Here is a 25,234-nt window from a genome sequence, read left to right on the forward strand (position 1 = left end):
GCCAACACTATGCCGATACGCAGAGGGGTTCGCTTTAGTATGGCTCCTTGGACGCTGGCAAGAGTTGGGCTGGACAACCCCTGTGAAGGTGGGAGAATTTGAAAACAAGGGCCGGGTGGCTGGCCCTGCCGGGAATGGCAAGGGGGACACCATCAACAGTTCGATCGCAACGGGCGCGGGGGCAGCCGTGGAAGACCAACGTTTCCAGGCAGCAGCCCTGAGACAAGCGGCCCAGGCAATCCGCAACACGATCGTGGGCCGGCTCCATGATGACGGTCTTAATCACCATGACGTGCAGTTCAGGGTCAAGAAGGCCGAATCCGTAGCCGAAAAATTGGCTCGCCGTGATGAGCACGGCAATCTGAAATATCCCGGCGGCCTGGAATGCTTGGATGACTTGATCGGGGTCCGGGTTATCTTGTTCGTGGAATCTGACATAGAGGCGGTGGCGATTGCGTTGAGCAGCCAGTTCACTTGTTTGGATGATGAAGATAAAACTGCCATGATGCGAAAAAACGGTGGCATTGGCTACGCCGGGCGCCACCTGACGCTGCAGATCCCGGCGGATGGTGCACCCAGCGGATGCCAGGAGTTCCCCAGTTACCGATTTGAGGTGCAGATCCGCACTGTCCTCCAGCATGCCTGGGCTGAATTTGAGCACGATATTCGTTTCAAGGGCTCAAGCGGGGACAACGCCGAGATTAGCCGCGCTTTCACCATGGCTTCCACTCTCATTGAACTTGCAGACCAGCAGTTCGTGAACATCAGCGACACCTTAAAGCGGCTGCAGGCCGAAGGCGCTATTGCCAGCGTTCCTGAAACGCAGTTGCTCGACGCCGGGTCCCTCCAAAATGTGCTGACCCGCGCCTTTCCTAAATACCGCAGTAGCAAGGAAAACCAGTACGACTGGATGGTCCGGATCCTTGCGGCCAACGGAATCGATACTGTCAGTGCCGCAGAAGAGTGGTTCCAGTCCATCGACCCGCAGCGCGTGGCCCAGCTCATGGCGTATAGGTTCTCCCCGGGGCAGGTACGCATTGCCGATGATCTCTTGCTGGAATCGTTTGGGGAGTCTTATGTTGACGCCACCAAGGAGGTTGGCAGCGACACCAACCGTGAAACCAAACTGCGCTCGCGGTTGCGCAGGCTCCGGACAGACACGGATCACGGTTAGCCGAGACCGCACTTTCCGGTGTGAAGTGAGCCGGGTTCGCAACATCAACTCTTTGTGACGTTGCATGAACCTGCGTGACCTTGGGAGTCCCCTTCATTGAAGCGGGGCAGCCATATTCCCTACCGTTTAGGCATGAATACAAGGGGAAGCCAATCCGGCGGGCACCAGCCAGAAGCGTCATCGGCCCGTCCTGGACTGCCACTGCGGCGCATCGTGGCCGGAGAGCAGCCTCAACACAAGTGGCGCACCATGGAGATTTTTATCGTGGCAGCCCTTGTGGCCCTGATCGGAGCCGGGGCCGCCGTGGCAGGAGTGAACTCGAAAGAGGTAGCTGCCGAAACCGTGGCCACAAGAACCGCACCAGCGGCTCTGCTCAAGCTGGGTTATTTTGGCAACCTCACTCACGCACCGGCCCTGGTTGGCGTTGAAAAAGGATTTTTTGCCAAGGATTTAGGTGCAGCCGCACTGCAAACACAGGTCTTCACCAATGGTCCTTCAGCCGTCGAGGCGCTCAACGCCGGTGCCATTGATGCCGCCTACCTTGGCCCCAACCCTGCACTGAATTCATTTGTGCAAAGCGGTGGCGAGTCCATCCGCATCATTGCTGGGGTTGCTTCCGGGGGAGCGCAGTTCGTTGTCCGCCCGGATATCACCGATGTTTCCCAACTCCGTGGCAAGACCATCGCCACCCCGCAATTGGGTGGCACCCAGGATGTGGCACTGCGTAAGTGGCTGGGCGACCGCGGACTATCCACCAACACTTCTGGTGGGGGAGATGTCAGCATTAATCCCACAACTAACGCCCAGACGCTGCGGTTGTTCCAAGAGGGGAAGATCGACGGCGCCTGGGTGGCCGAACCCTGGGCCTCCCGACTGGTGGAACAAGCCGGCGCCAAAGTACTTGTTAACGAAGCTGATCTCTGGGAGAACGGAGAGTTCAGCACCACGGTGTTAGCTGTCAACAAGAGATTTTTGGCGCAGCATCCGCAAACGGTGGAGGCGTTGCTGGCAGGACATGTTGAGTCGGTCAGCTGGCTGCGTGGGCACCCAGAGCAAGCTGGCACGGTCATCAACGAGGCGCTGACCGTGGCCATTGGTCAACCGTTGGAGGAGAAGGTCATTGCTCGGTCGCTGTCCGAGCTGGTTTTTACCTATGATCCGCTGGCCGGCACTTTCCCCACCCTGCTAGAGCATGGAGTCAGTGCAGGGGTTTCCAAACCGGCGGACCTCAACGGGCTCTTTGAACTGACATTGCTTAATAAGGTACTCAAGGCTGCCGGGGAACAACCCGTAACGGCAGCGGGATTAGGTGCGGAATGACTGAACTGCTGATTGCTGACCGCCCCGCCGGAACTAACAGCGCAAGCGGGGCCGACGGCGTGGGCCGGGCACCCGCCGTCGTCCTGGAAAACTTGGGTAAACGCTTCGGGACAGGGCCGTTGGTGCTGGAGGATGTGAGCGCTACGGTGCACCAAGGTGAATTTGTGGCACTGCTTGGGGCCTCAGGCTGCGGGAAGTCCTCGCTGCTGAACATCATTTCAGGTCTTGACACACCCTCCTCCGGTGCACTTGAAGTTCCGGAGGCGGGTGCAGCATTCATGTTTCAAGACCCGTCCCTGTTTCCATGGCTCAGCGCACGTGGCAACGTGGAACTTGCCCTGAAACTCCGCGGTGTACATAAAGCCGAGCGGAAGGCGCGTGCGGCCGAGTTACTTGAGTTGGTGAATCTGGGCCATTCGGTAAACAAACGTCCCCATGAACTTTCCGGCGGGATGCGCCAACGCGTGGCGCTGGCCAGGGCGCTGGCGCAGGACAAGCCATTGCTGTTGATGGATGAGCCATTTGGCGCACTTGACGCCATCACCCGGGACCTGCTGCACAACGAACTTGAACGGATCTGGAAAGAAACCGGCAGGACCATTATTTTTGTGACTCACAACGTGGCCGAAGCCGTGCGGTTGGGCCAGCGTGTGCTGCTACTTTCTTCCAGACCCGGACGAGTTGTGGCGCAGTGGGAAGTCACCGAAGAACATCAAACCAATGTCAGCGCGGCAGGGGAGCTCACCGGGGACATCACCGCTCGACTGCGCGAGGAGATCCGCCGACATGCCTGAAACAGTAACCTCCCCCCTGAATGAGTTCAGTAGCGCCCATGAGCTGCGTTCCCTGGAAGCGGGATTGGATTCCCTGCAGTCTGAGGCTGTTGAACGCCGGGGGATCGATATGTCCAGGGTGTTGTTGCCCTTGGCCGCGCTCCTTGTCCTGGTGGTGGCTTGGCAGTTTTATGTTTCGTTGGGGCTGCGGCGCCGCGACCTGGTGCCGGGTCCACTGGATGTGCTGGCATCATTGGGGACACTGTGGCAAGAAGGCGCCTCACAAGGCGCTATTTGGACGTCGTTGCAGCGCGGAATCATCGGCTTCACCATTAGCATTGTGGTGGCCACTCCCATTGGTCTGTTGCTGTCCCAGGTCCGGATCCTGCGCCGCGCATTCGGACCGCTGATCTCCGGTCTGCAAGTCTTGCCGTCCGTGGCATGGGTACCGGCAGCCATCGTTTGGTTCGGGCTCACCGACGCCACCGTTTATTTCGTCATGTTCATGGGGGCCATCCCCTCAATTATCAATGGTTTGATTTCCGGTGTGGATCAAATCCCGCCGCAATATCGACGCATGGGACAGATCCTGGGTGCTTCGCGTTGGGAGATGGCCGTGAATGTGGTGCTTCCGGCCGCACTACCTGGCTACGTTGGCGGACTGAAACAGGGCTGGGCGTTCTCGTGGCGTTCCCTCATGGCCGCAGAGATTATCGCCATGGGCGGCAGCCTCGGCTTTGGTTTGGGTTCGCTGCTGGAGCAGGGCCGCCAGCTCTCCGACATGGGCATTGTCATGTCAGCGATTCTGATCATTCTTTTTGTGGGCATTGCCGTTGAATTACTGGTCTTTGCCCCGGTGGAAAAACGGCTGTTGCATGGCCGTGGTTTGCTGGCTGGAAGTACCCGATAACGGTTGCACGCACGCACTCACGGTGCGGCTTGAATATGTCCCCCTGTGACTTCCCATGAACGGGTATAACGCCCACTTTCTCACTCAATACCTCACTTATCTAAGGTCATTTCATGGCAATTGTGGATCTTTACCCAACCTCCCTGCGGCTGCTTGGCCGTCCCGTCCTTGTAGTGGGCGGGGGCACCGTGGCAGCACGTCGTGCCAAGGCCCTGCTCGACGCCGGAGCTCACGTGACCTTGGTGGCTCCGGTTCTCAGCGCCCCGGCTCAGGCGTTGGCTGCCGCAGGATTGATTAGCTGGCATGCCCGGAACTACAAAAGCTCCGACATGGCCAACATTTGGTACGCGGTGGCAGCCAGCCAAAAAAAGGATGTGGATACCCAAGTTGCGCACGATGCCGAACTTAACAAGACCTGGTGCGTGAACCATTCCGACGCCACCGAGTCGAGCGCATGGACGCCGGCCGTGGCCACGGTGCAGGACATTAAAGTGGCAGTTAACGCCGGGGGAGACCCGCTGCGGGCAGTTTCCATCCGAAACGCCATCGCCGCGGCCCTGGAAAGCGGGGATCTGCCGTTACGGCGTTATCGGAATACCGCCGCCGCAGCTACCCAAGCCCAGCACAAGAGACTAGGTTCGGTGGCTCTTGTGGGTGGCGGTCCCGGTGCCGAAGACCTCATCACGGTACGTGGGCGCAGGCTCCTGGCCGAGGCCGATGTTGTCGTGGCCGACAGGCTTGGCCCGCGAGGACTGCTTGACACTCTTGGCGATGATGTCAGAATCATCGAGGTAGGAAAAACACCCGGACACCACCCCGTCCCGCAGTCTGAAATAAATGCCATCCTTGTCCACGAAGCACAGGCGGGGAACCGGGTTGTCCGCCTTAAGGGCGGGGATCCGTACGTGCTGGGCCGTGGTGGCGAGGAAGCCATCGCCTGCCGGGAAAGCGGCGTTGATGTTGAAGTCGTCCCTGGAGTCACCAGCGCGGTGAGCGTTCCAGCCGCAGCCGGGATTCCTGTCACACACCGTGGCCTGGCCAAGGCCTTCACCATGATCAGTGGCCACGAAGAACTTGAAAACGTCCCGCAGGGTAGCGAGCACACAGTGGTGTTACTGATGGGGGTGGGTACGCTCAACCGTTCCATACCGATCTTGGCCGCCGCCGGCCGTGGGCAGGACTGCCCAGTAGCTATCATTGAAAACGGTTATGCCAAGGACCAGCGCGTCACCATCGGCACTTTAGGCACTATTGTCCACCTCGCCCAAAGGGGTAAAGTCCGCAACCCGGCAGTGGTGGTGGTAGGTGATGTGGTTCGGGTCAGCCCGTTGGCACCGGCGCAGCTCGCCACGGCACACTACGGTACGCGGGAAACTATCAGAACCTTCTCTTAGACTTATCCATAGACCCCTTTGAAGCACACAGAAATGAGCACAGCCGTGTCAGTAAATACCTCAGTGACCAGCGCAGCGCCCGGAACCCCCGAGCGTCCGCTGCGCATTGCCGTTATTGGTTCAGGCCCGGCCGGGGTCTACGCGGCGGATATGTTGACTAAAAGCGCTGATGTGCGCGACGGATTGGTCCTCAGTATTGACCTTTTTGACCGCTATCCCGCCCCCTATGGCCTCATTCGTTACGGTGTTGCCCCGGACCATCCGCGGATCAAGGGCATCGTGAAAGCCCTCTACAAGGTCCTTGACCGCGGCGATATCCGCTTCTTTGGCAACGTGGATTACGGCACAGATCTTGCACTGGAAGACCTCCAAAAGCACTATGATGCCGTCATTTTTGCCACAGGTGCCATCAAGGACACCGATCTGAACATCCCCGGCATTGAACTAGAGGGTTCTTTTGGCGGCGCCGATTTTGTCTCTTGGTACGACGGGCATCCCGATGTTGCTCGCGAATGGCCACTGCACGCCAAAGAAATCGCCGTCATCGGCAACGGCAACGTGGCCCTTGATGTGGCACGCGTTTTGTCCAAACATGCCGACGACCTGCTGGTGACGGAAATTCCGGCGAACGTCTACGCCGGACTAAAAGAATCTCCTGTCACTGACGTGCACATTTTTGGTCGCCGCGGCCCGGCCCAGGTGAAGTTCACACCCATGGAGCTGCGCGAGCTCAGCCATTCTCGCGACGTTGACATTGTCCTCTACGAGGAGGATTTTGACTTCGACGAGGCCTCCGACATCGCTGTCAAGACCAACAATCAGGTCAAAACCATGGTCAACACGCTCACCAACTGGCTTGTTGAGCAGGAGGACGACGCCGCCGATCCCACCACGGGTGCGTCCCGCCGTCTGCACTTGCACTTTTTGCATAATCCTGTGGAGGTGACCGGTGAGGATGGCAAGGTCACAGGTATTAAGTTCGAGCGCACTGAGCTCGATGGCACAGGCAACGCCCGCGGCACAGGGAAGTTCATCGACTACCCGGTTCAGGCCGTTTACCGCTCCGTGGGCTATTTTGGTTCCGCCCTGCCGGACGTTGAGTTTGACCACCGTCGCGGGGTTGTCCAAAACGACGCCGGACGCGTGCTCAGTGCTGACGGCACCCATGTGCCGGGTATCTATGCCACGGGCTGGATCAAGCGTGGACCGGTTGGCCTGATTGGCAGCACCAAGGGCGACGCACTGGAAACCATTACGCACCTGCTCTCCGACCGCGAGTCCCTGCCTGTGGCGGCAGAGGCAGCCCCGGAGGCAGTGGTTGAACTGTTGGACTCCCGCGGTGTGGAGTTCACTACGTGGGAGGGGTGGCTGGAACTTGACGCCCATGAGTGCGCACTTGGCGTGGCGGCTTCGGAAGGCGGGCCGGTCCAGCGCGAACGGGTGAAAGTGGTTTCCCGCGAGGAGATGGTGGATGTTTCCCGTGGAGCATCGATCCTCGGATAAACCGACATGGTTGCCCCCGCACGTTGGATGATTTATGCGGGCGGGGATAACCTGCGCACTGCCAGAGCCAACCATAACTGCACACGGTCGGCGGTCAAAGCAGGATCGTAGCCGGTGAGCTCGGCGATCTGAGTGAGTCGGTAACGCACAGTGTTCCTGTGCAGTGCCAGAGTCTGGGCAACAGCCGCCACAGAACCATTGAGCCGTAAATATGTTTCCAAGGTCTCAACAAGTTCCGCCCCGTGGGTTGCATCGAAGGCAGTGAGAGGTCCCAGCGCCTCAGCAGCCATGTCCGCCATGGGGACGTCTTCGCTAGCGAGCAGCAAAGACGTCAGACTCAAACGCTCAGGAACATTGACTTCCAAACCGCGTGTGGCGGCCTCGCGTGCTTCGAAATAGCTCCACCGCAAGCCGTTGGCTTGGGAATAGGCGCCGCCAATTCCTACCGCGGCAGAGACACCTATATGGTGCATTTGGTGGCTCAAGGCCCTGCCCAACACGGCAGGATCGCCAGCCGCGGTTGGAATGACAAATAAAAGTTCGTCTTTGCCCTCGGAGCTGACAATGGCAGCAACTGCGGTTTCCAGACCTGCCGGGAGCGAAATGGTTGAGAGGGTCTCGAACTTGTTTTCTTCGGCACTGACCAGCAGCACAAAGTTTTTAGCTGCGGGGGAAATCCCCAAATTTTCCAGCCGGGCGGCAGAGTCGGCAGCCTCCAGTGTGCCCCGAATAATGTAACCGAGGACCTGCCCGGCAATTTGCCGTGCACTTTGCCGCCGTTGGATTTGGTTGTTCAGTTCAATGCTGATGAGCCCACGGGCGTAGTCAACAATTCCATCGTCATGAAAAGGATTGCGCAGCCAGAGGGTGCTGGAATCACGCTTTCCTGTAGACAGCGCAACTGCATGCCAGGCGCAGTCCTCTGGAACAGCACCACTGGAAGTTGTGGCCACTTCGCCACCGTGCTGGGTGATGACAAGATCAGCAGCCACCATCAATGACAGTTTTTTCAGTAGTGCAGGCAGCCCTCCACCAGTCAGAAGTGCCCGCGCCAACACTTGGTGTTCGCGCAGCAAACGCTCCAACTTTGTGTAATGATCCGAGGAACGGGCATCTGCCACCAACTTGCCGATCGCAATGAATGGGGTGCTGTAAGGGACCTCCACCACCGGAACCGCCCAGCGATTTGCTTCGGCCAACAGGGCAGGAGGAACGGAACCGTGTTCAAAACCAACGCCAAAACCAATGCCGACGGCGCCGGCGCGTTTGATCTGTCTGACAAAAGAACGCTGGGCGTCCGCGGTGCTTTGCCGGGCGCCGGTGGTGAGAACTAGCTCGCCGCCACTGAGGAACGCCTGCGGATTTTCAAGTTCCGTGACAGCCACCCAATCGATGGCAGCACTAAGGGGTGTTCTGGTTGAGCCGAGATTTTGCAGACGCAAACCGGAGGTACCTATGAGGTCTGCCAAGGAGAGTGCCATGCAACAACTATACAAACGCACTACTCATTATGAGAACCGTGGTGCAGTTGACTATTCGCTTCCACCCCGTTCCGGGCTTAGGCTGTCGCATATGCGGTGCAACGTCCGCATCACCCCTATCGAGCTAAAGAGGTTGAACACTGTGGTCCGAACCTTGCAGAACTTCATTAACGGAGAATTCGTCCCCGTCACCGGGTCCGAGTCTTTGGATATTGTCAATCCAAGCAACGGCGAAATAGTGGCCAACGCGCCGATCTCCAGCCAAGACGATGTGGATGCGGCCATGGAGGCCGCGGCAACTGCCTTCAAAACCTGGAAACATGCAACTCCCGGGCAGCGTCAAACCGTGCTGCTCAAGCTTGCAGATGCTGTTGAGGCACGCAGCGAAGAACTTGTTGATGCGCAGCACCGCAACACAGGCCAGATCAAAGAGATGATCGCCCAGGAAGAGGTAGCAGCAGGTGCTGACCAGCTTCGTTTCTTTGCCGGTGCAGCACGTCTGCTTGAGGGCCGCTCGGCCGGAGAGTACATGGAGAATTTCACTTCATATGTGCGCCGCGAACCTGTTGGCGTCATTGCCCAGGTTACTCCTTGGAACTACCCATTTTTGATGTTGATCTGGAAGATTGGCCCGGCATTGGCGGCCGGTAACACCGTGGTGGTCAAGCCAAGCGACACCACCCCGGAAAGCACGCTTGCCTTTGCCGAGATTGCCAAAGATATTGTTCCCAAAGGCGTGCTGAACTTTATTTTGGGCAACGGCGCAACGGGCGCGGCCATGGTTGAACACAAGACTCCTGCCATGGTTTCAATCACCGGCTCAGTCCGGGCCGGCATTGCTGTTGCCACCGGAGCGGCCAAGGGCCTCAAACGCGCACATTTGGAACTGGGCGGCAAGGCCCCCGCCATCGTTTTTGCCGATGCCAACTTGGGGAAAACTGCTCAGGAGATTGCCGAGTACTCCTTCTTCAACGCCGGCCAGGACTGTACAGCCATCACTCGTGTGTTGGTTGAGGAGGGCGCACATGATGAGTTCGTCAGTGCGCTGGCCACGGCGGCCAAGGGTCTGGAAACCGGAAATAAAGACGAATCCAAGAATTACTTTGGTCCGCTAAACAACGTCAACCATTTCAACTCGGTGGTTAAGGTTGTGCAAAACATTCCTGCCCACGCAACAGTTGTTGCCGGCGGAAAACAGGTGGGCGAGAAGGGGTTCTTCTTCGAAGCAACAGTTGTTGACGGTGTGAAGCAGACTGATGACATTGTCCAGCAGGAGACCTTTGGCCCTGTTATCACCGTGCAAAGCTTCAAGACCGAGGAAGAGGCTGTGGAGTTGGCCAACGACGTCGAATATGCTTTGGCTTCCAGCGTCTGGACCTCAAACCACGGGGTTGCCATGCGCGTCTCCCGCGACCTGGACTTTGGTGCCGTGTGGATTAATACCCACATCATGCTCACGGCCGAGATGCCCCATGGTGGGTTCAAGCAGTCTGGCTACGGCAAGGACCTGTCCATGTACGGCGTTGAGGATTACACGCGAATCAAGCACGTCATGAGCAATCTAGACGTTTAATTCAGCACCTGGTTGGCGCGGGTTCACTCCCGGACCTGCGCCAACATCACTATGAGAATTTCACCACGTTGAAAGGAATGTCCATGTCAGATATTCAGTACCGCCTTGCCCAAAAGCGCCAGATTTTGGGGACATTCCCCGGCCCAAAGTCGACTGCCTTAGATGTCCGGCGCAAGGCTGTTGTGGCAGGCGGGGTCGCCTCCACAGTGCCGGTTTACGTGGCAGACGCTGACGGCGGCATCCTCACCGATGTTGACGGCAACTCTTTCATCGATTTGGGTTCAGGCATTGCGGTCACCTCGGTGGGTGCATCGGATGCCAACGTTGTGGAAGCAGTCCGTGAACAGGTGGGCCATTTCACGCATACCTGCTTCATGGTGACCCCGTACGAAAGCTACGTTGCGGTTGCGGAAGAGCTCAACGCGCTGACCCCGGGTACGCACCAGAAGCGTACAGTGCTGTTCAACTCTGGCGCAGAAGCAGTTGAGAACGCAGTGAAGGTGGCGCGTCTGGCCACCGGCCGTGACGCCATTGTGGCTTTCGATCATGCCTACCATGGCCGCACCAACCTGACCATGGCACTGACGGCCAAGGCCATGCCATACAAAACGAACTTCGGTCCCTTTGCACCTGAGATCTACCGTGTGCCGATGAGCTACCCGTACCGCGAAGAAGCTGAAATCAAGGGCGAGGAAGCAGCACGCCGCGCCATCACCATGATTGAGAAGCAGATTGGTTCAGACTCCGTCGCGGCCATCCTGATCGAACCCATCCAGGGTGAGGGCGGCTTCATTGTCCCGGCAGATGGCTTCTTGCCCACGCTTGCCGCTTGGGCTAAGGAAAACGGGGTCGTCTTCATTGCAGATGAGGTCCAGTCAGGCTTCTGCCGCACAGGTGAATGGTTCGCCACACAGCACGAAGGCGTAGTCCCTGACATCATCACCATGGCCAAGGGAATTGGCGGAGGCCTGCCACTTTCAGCTATCACTGGCCGTGCCGAGCTGATGGATGCCGTGCACCCGGGCGGGCTCGGTGGGACCTACGGCGGCAACCCGGTGGCCTGCGCCGGTGCTTTGGCCGCTATCCGCACCATGAAGGAGCACGACCTCAATGCCCGGGCGCAGAGAATTGAACGGATCGTCACCGACCGTTTCAACGCTTTGGTTCAGGAAATGGGCGCGGCGGGCATCATCGGAGAAATCCGTGGCCGTGGCGCCATGATGGCTATTGAACTTGTTAAGCCCGGGACCGCAAATACCACCAAGGAAGTCAACGCGGAAGCGGCCAAGGCCATCGCCGGCGCTTGCTTGAAGGCCGGTGTCATTATCTTGACCTGCGGCACCTACGGCAACGTCATCCGCCTGCTTCCCCCTCTGGTCATCAGCGAGGAGCTGCTCAACGACGGCCTGGACGTGCTCTGCGACGCAATCCGCGCAACCAACTAACGCCCCAGGGGCACCATCCTCAGTTTCTCTGACTAAAGCTGTGAATCCTGCAGTGAAGGGAACGACGGCGGCACTCTAGTCCGGCATCCAGCCAGACTAGAGTGCCGCTTTCTTTGCTGGGACCTGTGACTATGCCGGCAGCTTGCAGATGAGAATTTGTCTCCGGGTTAGGCTTGGAGAAGTTTCATTCACGCACCGAGGGGGTTGCATGGGGCAGATGAATTTCGATCCAAGATACCCGGCTGAGTTTCAGCCGGGTGGCGACTCGCTGCCGTGGGTGGCCACTGCTGAGTTAGGCTCACCCCAGTCTGACCCGCCCCAGCTTGAAGAGCGGGTATCGGTGGCCACCGATACCCGTGGCCAAAACGGGGCACAGGTTGCCGCCGACCCGGCCGATTGTGCGGCTAGCGAGGAAGCCCCGCCGGTCGAGCTTGTGAACGAGCCGGTGCCCTGGACTGCACGGACTTGGCTGGTAGGTCTTGGCGCGGGTGTTGTAACTATCCTGTTCGGCATATTTTGTTTACTGCCAAAGGCGCCGCACGTGGACGGCTCGTTCGACGCCAACTACATGAGCGTTGCGTTGTTCTTTCCCCTGCCGAATAAATGGCTGGCTTTGGGGCCTTTTATTCTCATTGCAGGGATGGGCATGCTTGTCACAATGCTCATTGCGGGAGCTCCCCGACACCCCAAGGCAGTTCGTTGGTTGAGAAGCGCTGCCGCAATGCTGGCAATTGGAGCTCTGAGCGCTGCAACAATCGCGCTCTACGCAACAACCTGGCATCCGGAAATTTTGTTTGCTATGTATGGCGATCCAGCACAGTCACCCGAGATATATCCTTGGCTGCAGCTGACCTACCTTTCGACAATGCCCTTGGCTCTGTTCGGGTTGTGCGCGGGTGCGGCTCTGGTGATCCTGCGGCCTACTGACAGCGGAAAGAATGCGTCCTCAGCAGTTCACGCTTTTGCTACGGGCATAGTTTTGCTTGTAGGCACTGCTGTGGCGTTTAACGCGCCAGAGATTTTCTTCTCCTCCATGGGCCCTAAAACCTTCACTTTCGAGGATGCCAACATGCAGCTGACCCCGTGGCCTGTCACCCTGATCCAGGTAGCCCCGTACCTGTTGCTGGTGGGGTTGGCCGCGATGCTACTCGCCTTGTTTCTGCAGTTCAGAAAAGTCGGTGAGCATCGGGTAGCTAGGGAGGCTGCAGTCGAGCCGGAGCCATTGAGCTCTGGCGCAGACCCTGGGAGCGGAATATGAGTTCAGATTTTGATCAGCGGTACCCGTCCATGTTTCAACCCGGCGGAGAGTCAAACACAAGCGAACCTGATCCGGCTGTGCCGACTGCTCCAACTGCTCCAACTGCTCCAACTGTGCCGAATGTGCCGACTGTGCCGACTGTGCCGACTGTGCCGACTGTGCCGACAGCCCCGGCTGCTCCACCGCAGCATGCGCGAGAGCACGTTCCCGTGTTGGTTCAGGATGAGCGGCAAACACAGTGGAGTGCTAAAACCTGGATCTGGGGATTGAGCGGGGTACTGATAACTTTTGCTGGCGCGGTTTTTTGTTTGCTTGCAGGATTCCTGATTCCTTCTGCACGAAGTGCGGATCCGACGAATTTTCACGGCATCATGGTGATTCCGTGGGGGAGCGCCATTCTCGGCGGGGCTCCTGCCTTGTTTACGGCGAGCGTGGGGATGCTGGCAGCCCTAATTTTCTTGGCTTCGCGGCACTATACGGACCAAAGTAGGTGGTTCCGGGGCGGGTTGGCCCTCATCGGGCTGGTGTCTCTTGGCTTTGGAACGCTTGGCCTATTTGGAGCGACTTTGATGCCTGAACTATTTTATAATCCGGTTAGATCTCAAGAGAATGCCAATCAGATCCCTTGGCCGTACTTTTTTCAGTTGAGCAATGGACCCTTGCTGATTCTTGGCCTGATCATCATTGCCATTCTGATCATGGGGTGGCCAGCTGCTAGCAGGAAACCTGGTGCCTTCTCCGGCAAGGCTGGAGTCCTTACCGGTATAGCTTTTATCGGGTTGGGAGTTTGGACGTGGTTTGCACCGCAGCTCTTTCCGCTGGAGTTGGGCTCGGAGACTCGTTCTATTGACGGGTTTGATTACAACACCACCCCGTGGCCGCAAATCCTCACCGGTGTGGGCGACCATCTGAGCATGGTGGGCTTTGGTGCCTTGTTCTGGGGGTTGCTGCTTCTGCTGACCCACCGAACGCCTCTAGCCAGTCCGCCAGTTGCCAAAGAGGCTGAGGGAACAACTCAGGAAAATCCAGAAGTAACACGCAGGCGGTATCCCCAAGCGCAGCAACTGAGGTGGAGCGTGCCGAATATTCTGGCACGATCGGCCCGTAAAACCTTTTCCCACAGGCGTCTGCGCTGTACAGTCAGTGCTACGAACGCCTCAGAGCGCGCAGCGATGTGCTGCGCCATAGAGGCCTGTCGAAGGGTCTTTTCATGAAATATGTAGTGGGGTACCGGCCCGATGAGCGTGGCACTGACGCCATCGCCCTTGCCGGGGTCATCGCAACAACCCAGGGTGCTGAGTTGCATTTGGTCAACGTGGTCCATGGCAAAAAGACGGCAGATGCAGACCTGGAAAAACATGCGCTGTCCATGGTGCCGGACGGCGTCACGGCAACCTTTTCCACACGGGTTGCCGACTCTTTTGTGCATGGTCTCATTGATGCGGCGAAAGAAGACAAGGCGGTGCTGATAGTTGTCGGGGCGGCAAGCAATGGTCTTTTCAAGCGCTTCACGGTGGGTTCGGTGGCAAACGGGTTATTGCATGCCTCTCCGGTCCCGGTGGCCCTCGCCCCGCGAGGCTACAACCGCAGGGACCCGCTGACACGGCTAACAGTTATGACAGGCATGCGTGAGGGCTGGCAGGCGGTGCTCGAGGTCGGAACAACTGCGGCGCAGCGGCGGCACGTGCCGCTGCGGCTGGTTTCCGTAGTTGAAATTGATCAAACCAAACAGTCCGATTTTGATCTTGACAACGCCCTGAGCCCGGCCAAACAACACGTAAATACTGTCCTGAAAGCGGCCGCGGCTAAACTCCCGGCAAATACTGTCACAGTGACATTGGCCCATGGCCGCAACATTGAAGAAGCCGTAGATGGGATTGGTTGGAAGTCCGGGGAACTTGTTATTGTGGGCTCCAGCCGTCTGGCTGAGAACAGAAAAATCTTCCTTGGCTCTACCGCTAACAAGATATTACGCTCGCTACCCGTGCCCATGGTTGTGGTGCCACGAGACTTCCAATCGCAGGGAATCTAAGGCGCGGATACAAACCTGCTTCCCCTGCCAGCTAGGCTGCGGCATACTTCCGCAGCCTAGCTGTCCGGCTATATGACAGAAGCATGTCTGTGATGAGGATGGCCAGGGCCGCCCAAACTATGCCGAAACCAATCCACCGGGCGTTGCTCATATGTTCACCCAACAAGGTGATGGCAATGACGAACTGTATCAACGGGGTCATGAACTGAAGCAGCCCTATCCCTGTCATTGACAACCGGCTGGCGGAAGCCCCGAAGAACACCAGCGGAACGGTAGTGGCAATTCCGGTTGAGGCAAGTAACCAAAAGTGGCCAGCGCCCAGACCCGTCAGAGTTGCCTGACCCATGAGTGTCACAACAATCATGGCGGCGATAGCCAGTGGACTCAGAACAGCTGTTTCAATGCTCAGGCTGGTTATTGCGTCAACTTTGCCTCCGACCCTGTTTTTGACAAATCCATAGCTCCCAAAGCTAAAAGCCAATACCAGCGCAATCCATGGCAGCTTGCCGTAGCTAAAGGTCAACACCACAACGGCGGCAAACCCAACACCCATGGCCACCCACTGCAAGGGCCGGAGTTTTTCCTTCAGAACCACAACGCCTATCAAGACTGAAACGAGCGGGTTGATGAAGTAGCCAAGAGAGGCTTCGATGGTGTGGCCCGTGGTGACGGCAAAAACGTACGTCAGCCAGTTGACAGCTATCAACAGTCCGGCAATCGTCAAAGTACCCATGGTGCGTCTGCTCTTGATGGCTACGCCAATCTTTGCCCATCCGCGGCTAACTGTGATGATCAGGGCACAAAAGACCACCGACCAGACAACGCGGTTGGCGACGATTTCAATGCTGTTGGCGGGGATGAGCAAGATGAAATAAACGGGCATCATGCCCCACAGACCGTAGGCAGAAAAGCCGTACAGCGTCCCAGTGGCACTTTTTGATCTGGCCGGTTTACCCGTCTTCAAACGCTTACGGGGATGGGGTGTTGTTTGGGGTTCGCTAAGGGTCACAACCCTCATAACAACACTGATGCAGAATATAATCCATATCCACTTGGCAACGATTGGACGGTTTGTTATCCCCAAGACTTTGCAAATACAACGTTTGCCTGCATCGCAAGCGGTGCAGGGTCTCGGTGAGTGTTTGATCACTTTCAATCTCTGACACTTACAGAGCTCGCGTATTCGCAATTAGACTACTTAAGTGGCGCTTAATTAGCGCTTCCATGTGTAACAGTTGATGCAGTCGTGTTTCTTGTTGCGATTCACAGTTCGGAAGGACTCCTTTCTTGGCTAACTTGAGCGCCACCCGCCCATTCCGCGTCGCCATCATTGGCTCTGGCCCGGCCGGCGTCTATGCGGCAGATATATTGACGAAGTCTCAGGAAGTTTCTGGCGGCGACGTTCAAGTCAGCATCGATATTTTTGAGTCCCAGCCGGCCCCCTACGGCCTGATCCGCTACGGTGTGGCCCCAGACCACCCTCGGATCAAGGGCATCATGAATGCCCTCCACAAGGTTTTGGACCGTGGCGATATTCGCTTCTTCGGCAATGTCAGCTACGGTCGCGACCTCACGCTTTCAGACCTTCGCTCCTTTTACGACGCCGTTATCTTTGCCACGGGTGCCACCAAAGACACGGTGCTTGAGGTCCCAGGCGTAGATCTTGACGGTTCTTATGGCGGTGCCGACTTTGTCTCTTGGTATGACGGACATCCCGATGTTGGACGTGACTGGCCCTTGACCGCAAAAGAAATCGCCGTCATAGGCAATGGCAATGTGGCACTTGATGTGGCTCGTGTGCTCTCCAAACATGCCGACGACATGCTTGTTACCGAAATCCCTGACAACGTGTACGCGGGGTTAAAAGCTTCCCCCGTCACTGATGTGCACATTTTTGGCCGTCGTGGTCCGGCCCAAGTTAAATTCACACCATTGGAGTTGCGCGAACTCTCCCATTCACGCGATGTGGACATTGTTCTTTACGACGAAGACTTTGACTTTGATGAAGCCTCAGATGCAGCCATTAAAACCAACAATCAAGTCAAGATCATGGTTAACACGCTGACCAATTGGCTAGCTGAAGAACACGATGAAACCCGGGTCCCGGCGTCACGTCGCCTGCACCTGCATTTTCTGCACACACCCGTAGAAATCGTTGGCACCAACGGTCACGTCTCAGGCATCCGGTTCGAACGCAACGAACTCGATGGCACTGGAAACGTCAGGGGTACCGGGGAGTTCATTGACTATCCCGTGCAAGCCGTTTACCGCGCTGTGGGCTATTTTGGTTCTGAGCTTCCGGACATCGATTTTGATACTCGCCGCGGAGTTATCCCGAACCGCGGTGGACGCGTGGTGGGCGCTGACGGCACTGAAGTACCCGGGCTTTACGCGACGGGCTGGATCAAGCGTGGTCCGGTTGGACTGATTGGCAGCACCAAAGGGGATGCGCTGGAGACCATTGGCTGCCTGTTGGAAGATAGACTAAACCTTCCGGTTGCGCAGCATCCAGGCGAAGCTGAAATTGTGGATTTACTGGAGTCACGTGGAATCGAATTCACCACCTGGGAGGGCTGGAACAAACTCGATGCGCATGAGAAGCACCTGGGCACCAGCTACGTCCCGGCGGCCGGGGTTGAAGTCACACGCGAACGGGTTAAAGTTGTGGATCGCGAGCAGATGGTGAACATTTCCAAGAAGTAGACCAAAAGTATGAACCGCGAGTCTCATGTTGTATGAAGAAATACGTAGAATACACTCGGTTTGGTAAGGATTCGCTCTTGTTAGCGGGTTCCAAAGCACCTGAGGATTAAGCGGTTTTTATGAATTTGTTCCGAACTAAATCTATCGAACTCTCCCTGGCTGATGCCGAGGAACCAGGCCACAAACTCAAGCGAACCTTGACAACGTGGGACCTGATGATCATGGGAATCGCTGTGGCTGTTGGAGCCGGCATTTTCTCAGTCGGGGCGCAGGCTGCAGCCCACCATTCGGGCCCAGCTGTCACTGTTTCCTTCGTTTTGGCGGCAGTCACCTGTGCTCTGGCGATCATGTGTTACGCAGAATTCGCTACCGCGATCCCCGTCGCCGGCAGTGCCTACGTTTTTACCTACGCCACAGTAGGTGAACTTCTGGCATGGATCATAGGCTGGAACTTGATCTTGGAACTGCTCATGGCCGCGTCCGTAATTGCCAAATACTGGGGTATTTATCTGAGCAATTTCTTCGAAGCGGTGAACCTGAATATCCCTTCCAACTTTGCCGTGGGACCACTTACGGTTTTTTGGGGGCCACTGGTTGTGGTGGCTGTCTTTACCTTCGTTTTGGTCATGGGCACTAAGCTGGCCGCGCGTATCAATAACGTCTTCACGTTGATCAAAATCGGCATAGTTCTCTTCGTGATTGTGGTTGGTTTCTTTTACGTCAAAGTAGAGAACTACCAACCCTTTATGCCACCGTCTGAGCCGGCGGCTGCGACAGACACATCGTGGCAGCTGCAACCGTTCCTTTCGCTTCTGACAGGGGCTGAACCGGCCATGTATGGCTTCGCCGGAATTATTTCCGGGGCAGCCTTAGTGTTCTTTGCCTTCATCGGGTTTGACGTTGTAGCAACGAGCGCTGAAGAGGTTAAAAACCCGGCAAAAACACTTCCGCGTGGTATCTTCGCCGGTCTGGCCGTTGTGACAGTCTTGTACATCCTTGTCACTCTCGCGGTGACAGGCATGGTCTCCTATAAAGATCTGGCCGCCGTAGCCGAACCGTCTTTGTCCACAGCGTTTTCTTTGGTAGGTGCTGAATGGGCAGTAGTCATCATTTCGTTGGGCTCACTGATTGGTCTCACAACTGTCATCATGGTGCTCCTTATGGGCCTGGCTCGCGTCATGATGGCTATGAGCCGCGACGGGCTGTTGCCACGTGGACTGAGTAAGACCTCGGATAAACATGCAACTCCTGCCCGTACACAGATCCTCAGCGGCGTCTTTGTGGCGATTCTGGCCGGGTTCACTCCTGTTGAACTGCTCAGTGAAATGATCAATATCGGAACTCTTAGCGCTTTTGTGATGGTCAGCATCGGTATATTGGTTCTTCGGCGCAAGCGCCCCGACCTTAAACCCGCTTTCCGTGTCCCTTTTGGACCTGTCATCCCCATTCTGTCCACCCTGCTGTGCATTTACCTGATGCTGAACCTAGCCACACTCACCTGGGTGTTTTTCGCGATCTGGCTGGGCGTGGGTCTGGTGTTTTACTTCAGCTACGGCCATTGGAATTCGCGTCTTGGCCGTGAGCAAGCCAAAGAAAAAATACAGACTGACTTGGACAAAGTGGACTAGTCAGGGCACCTGCATGAGTGGATTCAAAGAAAAACCTGATCGATCTCCCAAAGTGCTGGCGGACGTGGCACCGGAGTCACTGTTGCTACTAGGGGCCGGCAGTGCAATATTGTTGCAGCTGGCCAATCCTGCTGTGGGTTACGGGGTGGCACGACATTCAAATTTTGCGGCCGATCCGCTGAAGCGACTGCATGGCACGTTGAGCTACATTTACGCCCTCAGCAACGGCACTCCGGCGCAACGAAAGCACGTACAACAACAGGTTCAGCGAGCCCACCTTCCCGTGAAGTCTGCGGCCGGTGCGGGGAACCCCGCTTATAACAGTGCTGATCCGGCCCTGCAATTATGGGTTGCCGCCACACTTTACAAGTCAGCGGCGCAAACGTACGATTCCATATTTCCCGCACTGGATGCTCGTGATGGCGAATCTGTGTATCTTAGTTACTCGGTGCTGGGGACGGCGTTGGGAATGCCTGCGCAGCTGTGGCCTGGCTCAACCGCCGACTTTGCCGAGTACTGGGCACAGCAGCTTGGGCAACTCAGCGTTGATGAAACAGTCCGGGAAGTTGCAAGGGAACTACTCGCCGCCAAACATGCACCGTTGTGGATCAAGGTAATCATGCCGGTGGCTCGTTTTCTGACCATCGGATTTCTGCCTCCTGCCGTGCGCCAAATGTATGGCTTCAACTGGTCGCCACGGAAGGACAAATATTTGCGGCTCTCACTAAGGGCGGCAGCGCTTCTGGCGCGAATTACCCCGCGATGGATCCGGCACTCCCCGATGCGCTACTACCTCAAACGCATCTGAGCGGCCAGGAGAGAGTGCCTAGTCCCTATGCTCTGCGCCATCGCAGCACCTGGCCCGTGGTGCAAAGCGGTCACGGCGCAGCGAAACGAATGATCCAATCTATAAGTGGACGCAATTGATCCCAGAGCGCGCTTATGTGTTCCTTCGCCGCCACACTTTCTAACCATTCCGGAGTACCCAAGGCAACGGAAGCGCTGAGCGTTTTGTGTTTCAGTAGCTCCTGTCGAGGATGATCTTTGGGGAATCCGCGCGGCACGGTCGCCAGCGTTTGTCCCTCGATTTGCAGGCCGGCAGCAACGAGATCTGCAGTGAGCTTCGCCAGTAACTTTCCGCTCACCGAGGCTTCCACGGCACTACGGTACCGGGACAACTGTGCCGGTGCGAAGGAGTGGTAACCACCTCCCACCTCGAGCCCGCCAGCACCGAGCTGCAAATAAAATCCCACCCCTTCGTAGTGAGAAATGAACAGTCCCTGTGTTGTTTTATAGGGCTCCGCGTTGGCTGAAAACCGCATGTCCTTGTATGGGCGGAAGATTTTTCCTGAACCGAATCGTGGCTCAAGCTCACGGAGGAGTGCTGCTAAGGGGGCCACAACAACCTCGTCATAAGTGGCTTTATGACTGGCCCACCACTGGCGGTTGTTATTCTGCTGAAGATCGCCATAGAAGTCCAACGCCGCCTCGGGAATGCCAGTGAAAGTATCCATAAATCAAGCCTAAAGTGGCGGGCTAACGGTCACTAGGGCGCTACGAACTTCTGTGGACACATGCCTGATTTCATTGGCTGTGGAGGAATCACGCGGCAACCTTAGGACGGCCTAACTGGACTGAGTCCAAAAAGGGGGCGATAGTTGACACATGGTCACCAAAGCGCAGTCGGAAGAGATGTTGCGAGCAGTTTCACTGCGCGTGACACGCCCCCGACTTGCGGTTTTGGAAGCTGTTAGCTCCAACCCGCACGCCGACGCCGACACCATCATTGGTGAGGTTAGGAGCGTGTTGGGCAGCGTTTCCAAGCAGGCCGTCTACGACGTCTTGGCAGTCCTTGTCGAGTCAAACTTGGTGCACCGCATTGAACCAGCAGGATCGCCGGCGCGATTCGAAACGCGGGTGGGGGACAATCACCACCACGTCGTGTGCCGAACCTGTGGGGACATTGCCGACGTCGACTGCGCTGTCGGCCACGCACCTTGTTTGCACGCCTCTAACAACCACGGTTTCAGCATTGATGAAGCCGAGGTCATCTACTGGGGCACTTGCCCGGACTGCGCAAGCAAAAGACTTTTGAATGAACAAGATCTCACTACCGCAAGGAGCGAATAGTAAACATGACTATCGAAAACACCGCGCCGCTGACCACTGCCGCAGGCGCACCAGTTGCCAACAACCAGGACAGCCTCACCGCCGGACCCCGTGGTCCCCTGCTGTTGCAGGATGTCTGGTTCCTTGAAAAGCTGGCGCACTTCAGCCGCGAGGTCATCCCCGAGCGTCGCATGCACGCTAAGGGCTCAGGTGCCTTCGGAACCTTCACGGTCACCAATGACATCTCCAAGTACACCAAGGCGAACATCTTCTCCGAGGTCGGCAAGCAGACTGAAATGTTTGCTCGTTTCTCCACCGTTGCCGGTGAGCGCGGTGCAGCCGACGCCGAGCGCGACATCCGCGGCTTCTCGCTGAAGTTCTACACCGATGAGGGAAACTGGGACCTGGTGGGCAACAACACCCCCGTGTTCTTCTTCCGCGACCCACTGAAGTTCCCCGACCTGAACCGCGCCGTCAAGCGCGATCCACGCACCAACATGCGCAGCGCCGAGAACAACTGGGACTTCTGGACCAACCTGCCCGAATCCCTGCACCAGGTCACGATCGTCATGTCCGAGCGCGGCATCCCCGCCAGCTACCGCCACATGCACGGCTTCGGCTCACACACCTTCTCCCTGATCAACGCCGAAGGCGAGCGTTTCTGGGTCAAGTTCCACCACCGCACCCAGCAGGGCATCAAGAACCTGACCGACGCAGAGTCGGCTGCACTGGTTGGTTCGGACCGCGAGTCACACCAGCGCGACCTCTTCGACTCGATCGAGAACGGTGACTTCCCCAAGTGGAAGCTCATGGTTCAGATCATGCCTGAAGCGGACGCCGAGACGTACAAGTACCATCCGTTTGACCTCACCAAGGTCTGGAGCAAGGAAGACTACCCGCTGATCGAGGTTGGCGAGTGGGAGCTGAACCGCAACGCTGAGAACTACCATGCAGACGTTGAGCAGGCTGCTTTCGCACCGGCCAACGTGGTTCCGGGTATCAGCTTCTCGCCGGACCGCATGCTTCAGGGCCGCCTGTTCTCCTACGGTGACGCCCAGCGCTACCGCCTCGGTGTCAACCACCACCAGATCCCGGTGAACGCACCGAAGAACCCCACTGCCAACACGTACCACCGTGACGGTCAGGGCCGCGTTGATGGCAACCAGGGCCGCACCCCCGGCATTGAGCCGAACTCCTACGGCCGCTGGCCCGAGCAGCCTGCGTACGCCGATCCGGCCCAGGCTATTGGCGCGGTTGCCGACCGTTTCAACTTCCGCGAAGACGATGCCAACTACTTCGAGCAGCCCGGCATCCTGTTCCGCGAGAAGATGGACGACGCCCAGCGCCAGGTGCTCTTTGAGAACACCGCACGCGCCATCGACGGAGCCTCCGAGGCCACCGTTGAGCGTCACATCTACAACTGCACCCAGGCAGACCCGGCCTACGGCGCGGGAGTACGTGCGGCCATCGAAGCGCTGCAGGCAGAGAAAATCTCTGCCGTGGATGTAAACTCAGACGCCGTTTAGCAATTCCCTGAACTGCCCGGAACAGACCCTTGTGGTCGGTTCCGGGCAGTTTTTTGTGGGCGCCAGGGTTACCTAAGCAGTGCCGCAGGGACTATCCCAGCAGGTGTTCGCGGCCAAACATGGCGGCTGCGGCGCGCGCGGAGGGGGTTCCGGCGTCGAGGTCGGCACCTGCTGCCACGAGTAACGCAGACACGGCATCCTCGCCTTTGAACAAAGATCCTGCCAGGGGAGACTGGTCCCGGCTGTTGCGGATATCCACATTGGCGCCGCGTTTGAGCAGCGCGGCTACAGTCTCCGAGGCTCCCTTGTAGGCGGCCAGCATCAGCAAGGTGTTGCCTTCGGGATCCTGGACGTCGATCGCCAGCCCGTGATCGAGAAATTCGGCCAGTTCAGTGGTTTTTCCGTCACGGGCCAGATCCATGGCAAGGGCAATGATCCGGGCAGTTTGGTCTTCGTTGAGTGAGGGGTTGTTGGTCATCTCTTTACAATATGCGAAGTGTGCCTGGTTTTCCCCTGTAAGGGTTCTGTGACCGGTGAATCCAGCCCGCCACCAGTGACAAAACCGGCTACCTGAGCTAAGCCGTCACCGTGACGACGGCCAAAGATGTGGAATGTGAGAGGTGCCTGTGAACTCCACTGATCGTTAACCCAGACGGTGACACCTGCGTATGCTGGACGGGCTTGGGAAACCAGGGACTCGAGTGTGTTTGCCAGCTCCAGCAGTGCCATCGGGTCCATGGGGTCCAGGGTGGCAAGGGCAGTCCGGGGCTGCGCGGTCCAATGCCCTCCCTGGAACGGTGTACCGGGGAGGGCGCGGACCGGCTCAATACAAAATGGACGATCCGCCCACCCGGCATGTTCCCCTGTAGGTCCAAGGTCCGTTGGAAGTTCTTGGCCCGAGGATTCGGCAGAAGGCGCTGAGGCACTATCCGAGTCAGGACCGGGGCCTTGGGAGGAACTAGTGCCTTCTTGCCAGCTGCGCAGCGCCTCATCCAGTGTGCGGGTTTCTCCTACTCTCAAGCGTTGGTGCGCTGGCAGGCGAAGGGCGGAAGCCGCCGTCGTGCCTTCAGGCAGAGAGAAGAACAGGTGCAGGGTTGGTGTGGAAGTTTCGGCGAGCGGTTCGCCCACGGCGTCACCAACGGGCTGCCAGTTCAGTGCAATATAGAGCTGTGCGGCTGTTGCGCCGGCAATCTCGCATAGGGCGCGGCGCAGATGAGCATAGCAGCGCAGGAGATCGGCTGCGGATTCCGTGCCGAACTCGATGGAAGGGTCATTGAGCCGAAGCACATAATGGCCCTGCGTCAAGGGAAAACCGGGGCGTCGGGCGCTCCAGAACGTAGAGGAGTGCAGGTGCGTGCGAATCGGTGCCAAGGCAATCCCTCCCAGTGGATAGGCGCACCATCGATGCCCTGCCAGCATAACTCAAGTGGTTAGCCAGCTTGGCCAGCTTGTACAGTTTAGAAACTACTAGTGAAAGTGACGTGGGCGTGCACAGGCATTTCAACGGATTGAAGACAGCAGCTCTCTTTGGCGTGCTGTGGGCGGTTCTGCTTGGTATTGGCGCCATCATTGCTGCAGGAACCCGCAGTACCGTGCCGCTGTGGATTTTTGCGTTAATTGGCGTTGGCACCACCGCCTACGGCTACTGGAATAGTGAGAAAATCGCTATCCGTTCTATGCAGGCCTACCCAGTGAATGAGGCACAAGCTCCTGGGATCTACCGGATAGTTCGCGAACTATCGGCTAAAGCCAACCAGCCCATGCCGGCCATTTATCTTTCCCCAACGCAGGCACCCAATGCTTTTGCCACTGGACGAAATCCTAAAAATGCTGCAGTTTGTTGTACTGAAGGCATCCTCAACCTTCTTGACGAGCGCGAGCTGCGAGGGGTGCTGGGGCACGAATTGACGCATGTTTATAACCGCGATATCTTGACGTCCTCAGTCGCGGCGGCAGTTGCTGGTGTAATTACATCAGTGGCCCAGATGATGCTTTTCTTTGGCGGGAATCGCCGCAATGCCAACCCGATTGCCATGATCGCCATGGCATTACTGGCGCCGCTGGCGGCATCCATGATTCAACTAGCGATCAGCCGCACCCGCGAGTACGACGCCGATGAAGATGGTGCCACTTTGACTGATGATCCGCTGGCGCTGGCCTCCGCCCTGCGCAAACTGGAGCTAGGCGTGCAGCGGGCACCGCTGCCCGAAGAACAAAAATTAGTTAATACCAGCCACCTCATGATCGCCAACCCTTTCAAGAATGGCGGGGCTAAGAAACTCTTTTCCACCCACCCTCCCATGGCTGAACGGATAGCGCGTCTGGAGAAGATGGCCGGGCGAGAACTGCATTAAATCCTGCTCCGCGGCTCACGCATCCGCACTACTTGGCCACTGCTTTAGATT

At 57.5% G+C, this 25,234-nt stretch carries 22 protein-coding genes; 17 read left to right on the forward strand and 5 right to left on the reverse strand.

Features of this window, described 5'->3' with window-relative positions; all coding sequences use genetic code 11:
• Positions 1 to 82 precede the first annotated feature (82 nt).
• The 6 genes from QMG40_RS06995 (at position 83) to QMG40_RS07020 (ending at position 7,074) form a co-directional block, all read left to right on the forward strand.
• Entirely contained in the window at positions 83 to 1,174 is a 1,092-nt protein-coding gene (locus QMG40_RS06995; RefSeq protein ID WP_283529781.1) for a GTP pyrophosphokinase, read from the forward strand.
• 132 nt (positions 1,175 to 1,306) lie between these two features.
• Positions 1,307 to 2,494, forward strand: a complete 1,188-nt coding sequence (locus tag QMG40_RS07000) for an ABC transporter substrate-binding protein (RefSeq protein WP_459252965.1) — start codon at positions 1,307 to 1,309, stop codon at positions 2,492 to 2,494.
• Positions 2,491 to 3,288: an ABC transporter ATP-binding protein gene (locus QMG40_RS07005; protein ID WP_283529784.1), complete on the forward strand. Its 798-nt coding sequence runs from the start codon at positions 2,491 to 2,493 to the stop codon at positions 3,286 to 3,288. The genes QMG40_RS07000 and QMG40_RS07005 overlap by 4 nt, the downstream gene beginning before the upstream one ends.
• Positions 3,281 to 4,177 (forward strand): ABC transporter permease, encoded by an 897-nt coding sequence (locus tag QMG40_RS07010; RefSeq protein WP_283529792.1) that lies wholly within the window; start codon positions 3,281 to 3,283, stop codon positions 4,175 to 4,177. The genes QMG40_RS07005 and QMG40_RS07010 overlap by 8 nt, the downstream gene beginning before the upstream one ends.
• Before the next feature lie 113 nt (positions 4,178 to 4,290).
• Entirely contained in the window at positions 4,291 to 5,571 is a 1,281-nt protein-coding gene (gene cobA / locus QMG40_RS07015; RefSeq protein WP_283529799.1) for a uroporphyrinogen-III C-methyltransferase, read from the forward strand.
• Positions 5,572 to 5,604: 33 nt separating this feature from the next.
• Entirely contained in the window at positions 5,605 to 7,074 is a 1,470-nt protein-coding gene (locus QMG40_RS07020) for an FAD-dependent oxidoreductase (RefSeq protein WP_283529807.1), read from the forward strand.
• A gap of 32 nt (positions 7,075 to 7,106) precedes the next feature.
• Here the strand turns inward: QMG40_RS07020 and QMG40_RS07025 are convergent, their stop codons facing one another.
• Complete coding sequence (locus QMG40_RS07025; RefSeq protein ID WP_283529814.1) at positions 7,107 to 8,555, reverse strand: PucR family transcriptional regulator; 1,449 nt, start codon at positions 8,553 to 8,555, stop codon at positions 7,107 to 7,109.
• 91 nt (positions 8,556 to 8,646) lie between these two features.
• On the opposite strand from QMG40_RS07025, the gene QMG40_RS07030 reads away from it, so the two are divergent.
• The 5 genes from QMG40_RS07030 to QMG40_RS07050 all read left to right on the forward strand — a co-directional run bounded on the left by QMG40_RS07030 (position 8,647) and on the right by QMG40_RS07050 (position 14,863).
• Positions 8,647 to 10,128, forward strand: a complete 1,482-nt coding sequence (locus QMG40_RS07030) for a gamma-aminobutyraldehyde dehydrogenase (RefSeq protein ID WP_283529823.1) — start codon at positions 8,647 to 8,649, stop codon at positions 10,126 to 10,128.
• Positions 10,129 to 10,211: 83 nt separating this feature from the next.
• Positions 10,212 to 11,573 (forward strand): 4-aminobutyrate--2-oxoglutarate transaminase, encoded by a 1,362-nt coding sequence (gene gabT, locus QMG40_RS07035; RefSeq protein ID WP_459252966.1) that lies wholly within the window; start codon positions 10,212 to 10,214, stop codon positions 11,571 to 11,573.
• Between the two features lie 208 nt (positions 11,574 to 11,781).
• Complete coding sequence (locus QMG40_RS07040; RefSeq protein WP_283529837.1) at positions 11,782 to 12,831, forward strand: hypothetical protein; 1,050 nt, start codon at positions 11,782 to 11,784, stop codon at positions 12,829 to 12,831.
• Between the two features lie 149 nt (positions 12,832 to 12,980).
• The gene (locus tag QMG40_RS07045) at positions 12,981 to 14,045 is read left to right on the forward strand and encodes a hypothetical protein (protein WP_283529844.1); all 1,065 of its coding nucleotides are present in this window, start codon (positions 12,981 to 12,983) and stop codon (positions 14,043 to 14,045) included.
• Positions 14,042 to 14,863, forward strand: coding sequence for a universal stress protein (locus tag QMG40_RS07050; protein ID WP_283529852.1), 822 nt, complete (start codon positions 14,042 to 14,044; stop codon positions 14,861 to 14,863). Before QMG40_RS07045 ends, QMG40_RS07050 begins: the two co-directional genes overlap by 4 nt.
• A gap of 31 nt (positions 14,864 to 14,894) precedes the next feature.
• Here the strand turns inward: QMG40_RS07050 and rarD are convergent, their stop codons facing one another.
• A complete protein-coding gene (rarD, locus tag QMG40_RS07055; protein WP_283529859.1) occupies positions 14,895 to 15,881 on the reverse strand; it encodes an EamA family transporter RarD in 987 nt (328 codons plus the stop codon).
• Positions 15,882 to 16,150: 269 nt separating this feature from the next.
• On the opposite strand from rarD, the gene QMG40_RS07060 reads away from it, so the two are divergent.
• The 3 genes from QMG40_RS07060 to QMG40_RS07070 all read left to right on the forward strand — a co-directional run bounded on the left by QMG40_RS07060 (position 16,151) and on the right by QMG40_RS07070 (position 20,002).
• Entirely contained in the window at positions 16,151 to 17,566 is a 1,416-nt protein-coding gene (locus QMG40_RS07060) for an FAD-dependent oxidoreductase (protein WP_283529866.1), read from the forward strand.
• Positions 17,567 to 17,685: 119 nt separating this feature from the next.
• Entirely contained in the window at positions 17,686 to 19,194 is a 1,509-nt protein-coding gene (locus QMG40_RS07065; protein WP_283529873.1) for an amino acid permease, read from the forward strand.
• A 13-nt stretch (positions 19,195 to 19,207) separates the two neighbouring features.
• On the forward strand, positions 19,208 to 20,002 hold the full coding sequence (locus QMG40_RS07070; RefSeq protein ID WP_283529877.1) for an oxygenase MpaB family protein: 795 nt from the start codon (positions 19,208 to 19,210) through the stop codon (positions 20,000 to 20,002).
• A gap of 70 nt (positions 20,003 to 20,072) precedes the next feature.
• Here the strand turns inward: QMG40_RS07070 and QMG40_RS07075 are convergent, their stop codons facing one another.
• On the reverse strand, positions 20,073 to 20,708 hold the full coding sequence (locus QMG40_RS07075; protein ID WP_283529879.1) for a DUF2461 domain-containing protein: 636 nt from the start codon (positions 20,706 to 20,708) through the stop codon (positions 20,073 to 20,075).
• A 151-nt stretch (positions 20,709 to 20,859) separates the two neighbouring features.
• Here QMG40_RS07075 and QMG40_RS07080 point away from each other — a divergent pair, with 151 nt between their 5' ends.
• Positions 20,860 to 21,324, forward strand: coding sequence for a Fur family transcriptional regulator (locus QMG40_RS07080; RefSeq protein WP_283529881.1), 465 nt, complete (start codon positions 20,860 to 20,862; stop codon positions 21,322 to 21,324).
• A gap of 5 nt (positions 21,325 to 21,329) precedes the next feature.
• Complete coding sequence (locus tag QMG40_RS07085; protein ID WP_283529883.1) at positions 21,330 to 22,829, forward strand: catalase; 1,500 nt, start codon at positions 21,330 to 21,332, stop codon at positions 22,827 to 22,829.
• Between the two features lie 91 nt (positions 22,830 to 22,920).
• Here the strand turns inward: QMG40_RS07085 and QMG40_RS07090 are convergent, their stop codons facing one another.
• Together QMG40_RS07090 and QMG40_RS07095 are read right to left on the reverse strand one after the other, a co-directional pair.
• Positions 22,921 to 23,307 (reverse strand): ankyrin repeat domain-containing protein, encoded by a 387-nt coding sequence (locus tag QMG40_RS07090; RefSeq protein WP_283529886.1) that lies wholly within the window; start codon positions 23,305 to 23,307, stop codon positions 22,921 to 22,923.
• Complete coding sequence (locus QMG40_RS07095) at positions 23,304 to 24,200, reverse strand: hypothetical protein (RefSeq protein WP_283529888.1); 897 nt, start codon at positions 24,198 to 24,200, stop codon at positions 23,304 to 23,306. Before QMG40_RS07095 ends, QMG40_RS07090 begins: the two co-directional genes overlap by 4 nt.
• Before the next feature lie 116 nt (positions 24,201 to 24,316).
• Here QMG40_RS07095 and htpX point away from each other — a divergent pair, with 116 nt between their 5' ends.
• Positions 24,317 to 25,183, forward strand: coding sequence for a zinc metalloprotease HtpX (gene htpX / locus QMG40_RS07100; protein WP_283529890.1), 867 nt, complete (start codon positions 24,317 to 24,319; stop codon positions 25,181 to 25,183).
• Positions 25,184 to 25,234: the final 51 nt, after the last annotated feature.

The organism is Arthrobacter antibioticus (genome assembly GCF_030063205.1).
In the GTDB taxonomy this organism is placed as follows: domain Bacteria; phylum Actinomycetota; class Actinomycetes; order Actinomycetales; family Micrococcaceae; genus Specibacter.

Bases quoted from the DNA above. Each gene is read 5' to 3' on its own strand.
- QMG40_RS07050 (WP_283529852.1), top strand. From the start codon at position 14,042: ATGAAATATGTAGTGGGGTACCGGCCCGATGAGCGTGGCACTGACGCC.
- QMG40_RS07065 (WP_283529873.1), top strand. From the start codon at position 17,686: ATGAATTTGTTCCGAACTAAATCTATCGAACTCTCCCTGGCTGATGCC.
- QMG40_RS07085 (WP_283529883.1), top strand. From the start codon at position 21,330: ATGACTATCGAAAACACCGCGCCGCTGACCACTGCCGCAGGCGCACCA.
- QMG40_RS07040 (WP_283529837.1), top strand. From the start codon at position 11,782: ATGGGGCAGATGAATTTCGATCCAAGATACCCGGCTGAGTTTCAGCCG.
- QMG40_RS07010 (WP_283529792.1), top strand. From the start codon at position 3,281: ATGCCTGAAACAGTAACCTCCCCCCTGAATGAGTTCAGTAGCGCCCAT.
- QMG40_RS07025 (WP_283529814.1), bottom strand. From the start codon at position 8,555: ATGGCACTCTCCTTGGCAGACCTCATAGGTACCTCCGGTTTGCGTCTG.
- QMG40_RS07090 (WP_283529886.1), bottom strand. From the start codon at position 23,307: ATGACCAACAACCCCTCACTCAACGAAGACCAAACTGCCCGGATCATT.
- QMG40_RS07070 (WP_283529877.1), top strand. From the start codon at position 19,208: ATGAGTGGATTCAAAGAAAAACCTGATCGATCTCCCAAAGTGCTGGCG.
- QMG40_RS07080 (WP_283529881.1), top strand. From the start codon at position 20,860: ATGGTCACCAAAGCGCAGTCGGAAGAGATGTTGCGAGCAGTTTCACTG.
- QMG40_RS07030 (WP_283529823.1), top strand. From the start codon at position 8,647: ATGCGGTGCAACGTCCGCATCACCCCTATCGAGCTAAAGAGGTTGAAC.
- QMG40_RS07000 (WP_459252965.1), top strand. From the start codon at position 1,307: ATGAATACAAGGGGAAGCCAATCCGGCGGGCACCAGCCAGAAGCGTCA.
- rarD (WP_283529859.1), bottom strand. From the start codon at position 15,881: ATGAGGGTTGTGACCCTTAGCGAACCCCAAACAACACCCCATCCCCGT.
- QMG40_RS07075 (WP_283529879.1), bottom strand. From the start codon at position 20,708: ATGGATACTTTCACTGGCATTCCCGAGGCGGCGTTGGACTTCTATGGC.
- QMG40_RS07005 (WP_283529784.1), top strand. From the start codon at position 2,491: ATGACTGAACTGCTGATTGCTGACCGCCCCGCCGGAACTAACAGCGCA.
- cobA (WP_283529799.1), top strand. From the start codon at position 4,291: ATGGCAATTGTGGATCTTTACCCAACCTCCCTGCGGCTGCTTGGCCGT.
- QMG40_RS07020 (WP_283529807.1), top strand. From the start codon at position 5,605: ATGAGCACAGCCGTGTCAGTAAATACCTCAGTGACCAGCGCAGCGCCC.
- gabT (WP_459252966.1), top strand. From the start codon at position 10,212: ATGTCAGATATTCAGTACCGCCTTGCCCAAAAGCGCCAGATTTTGGGG.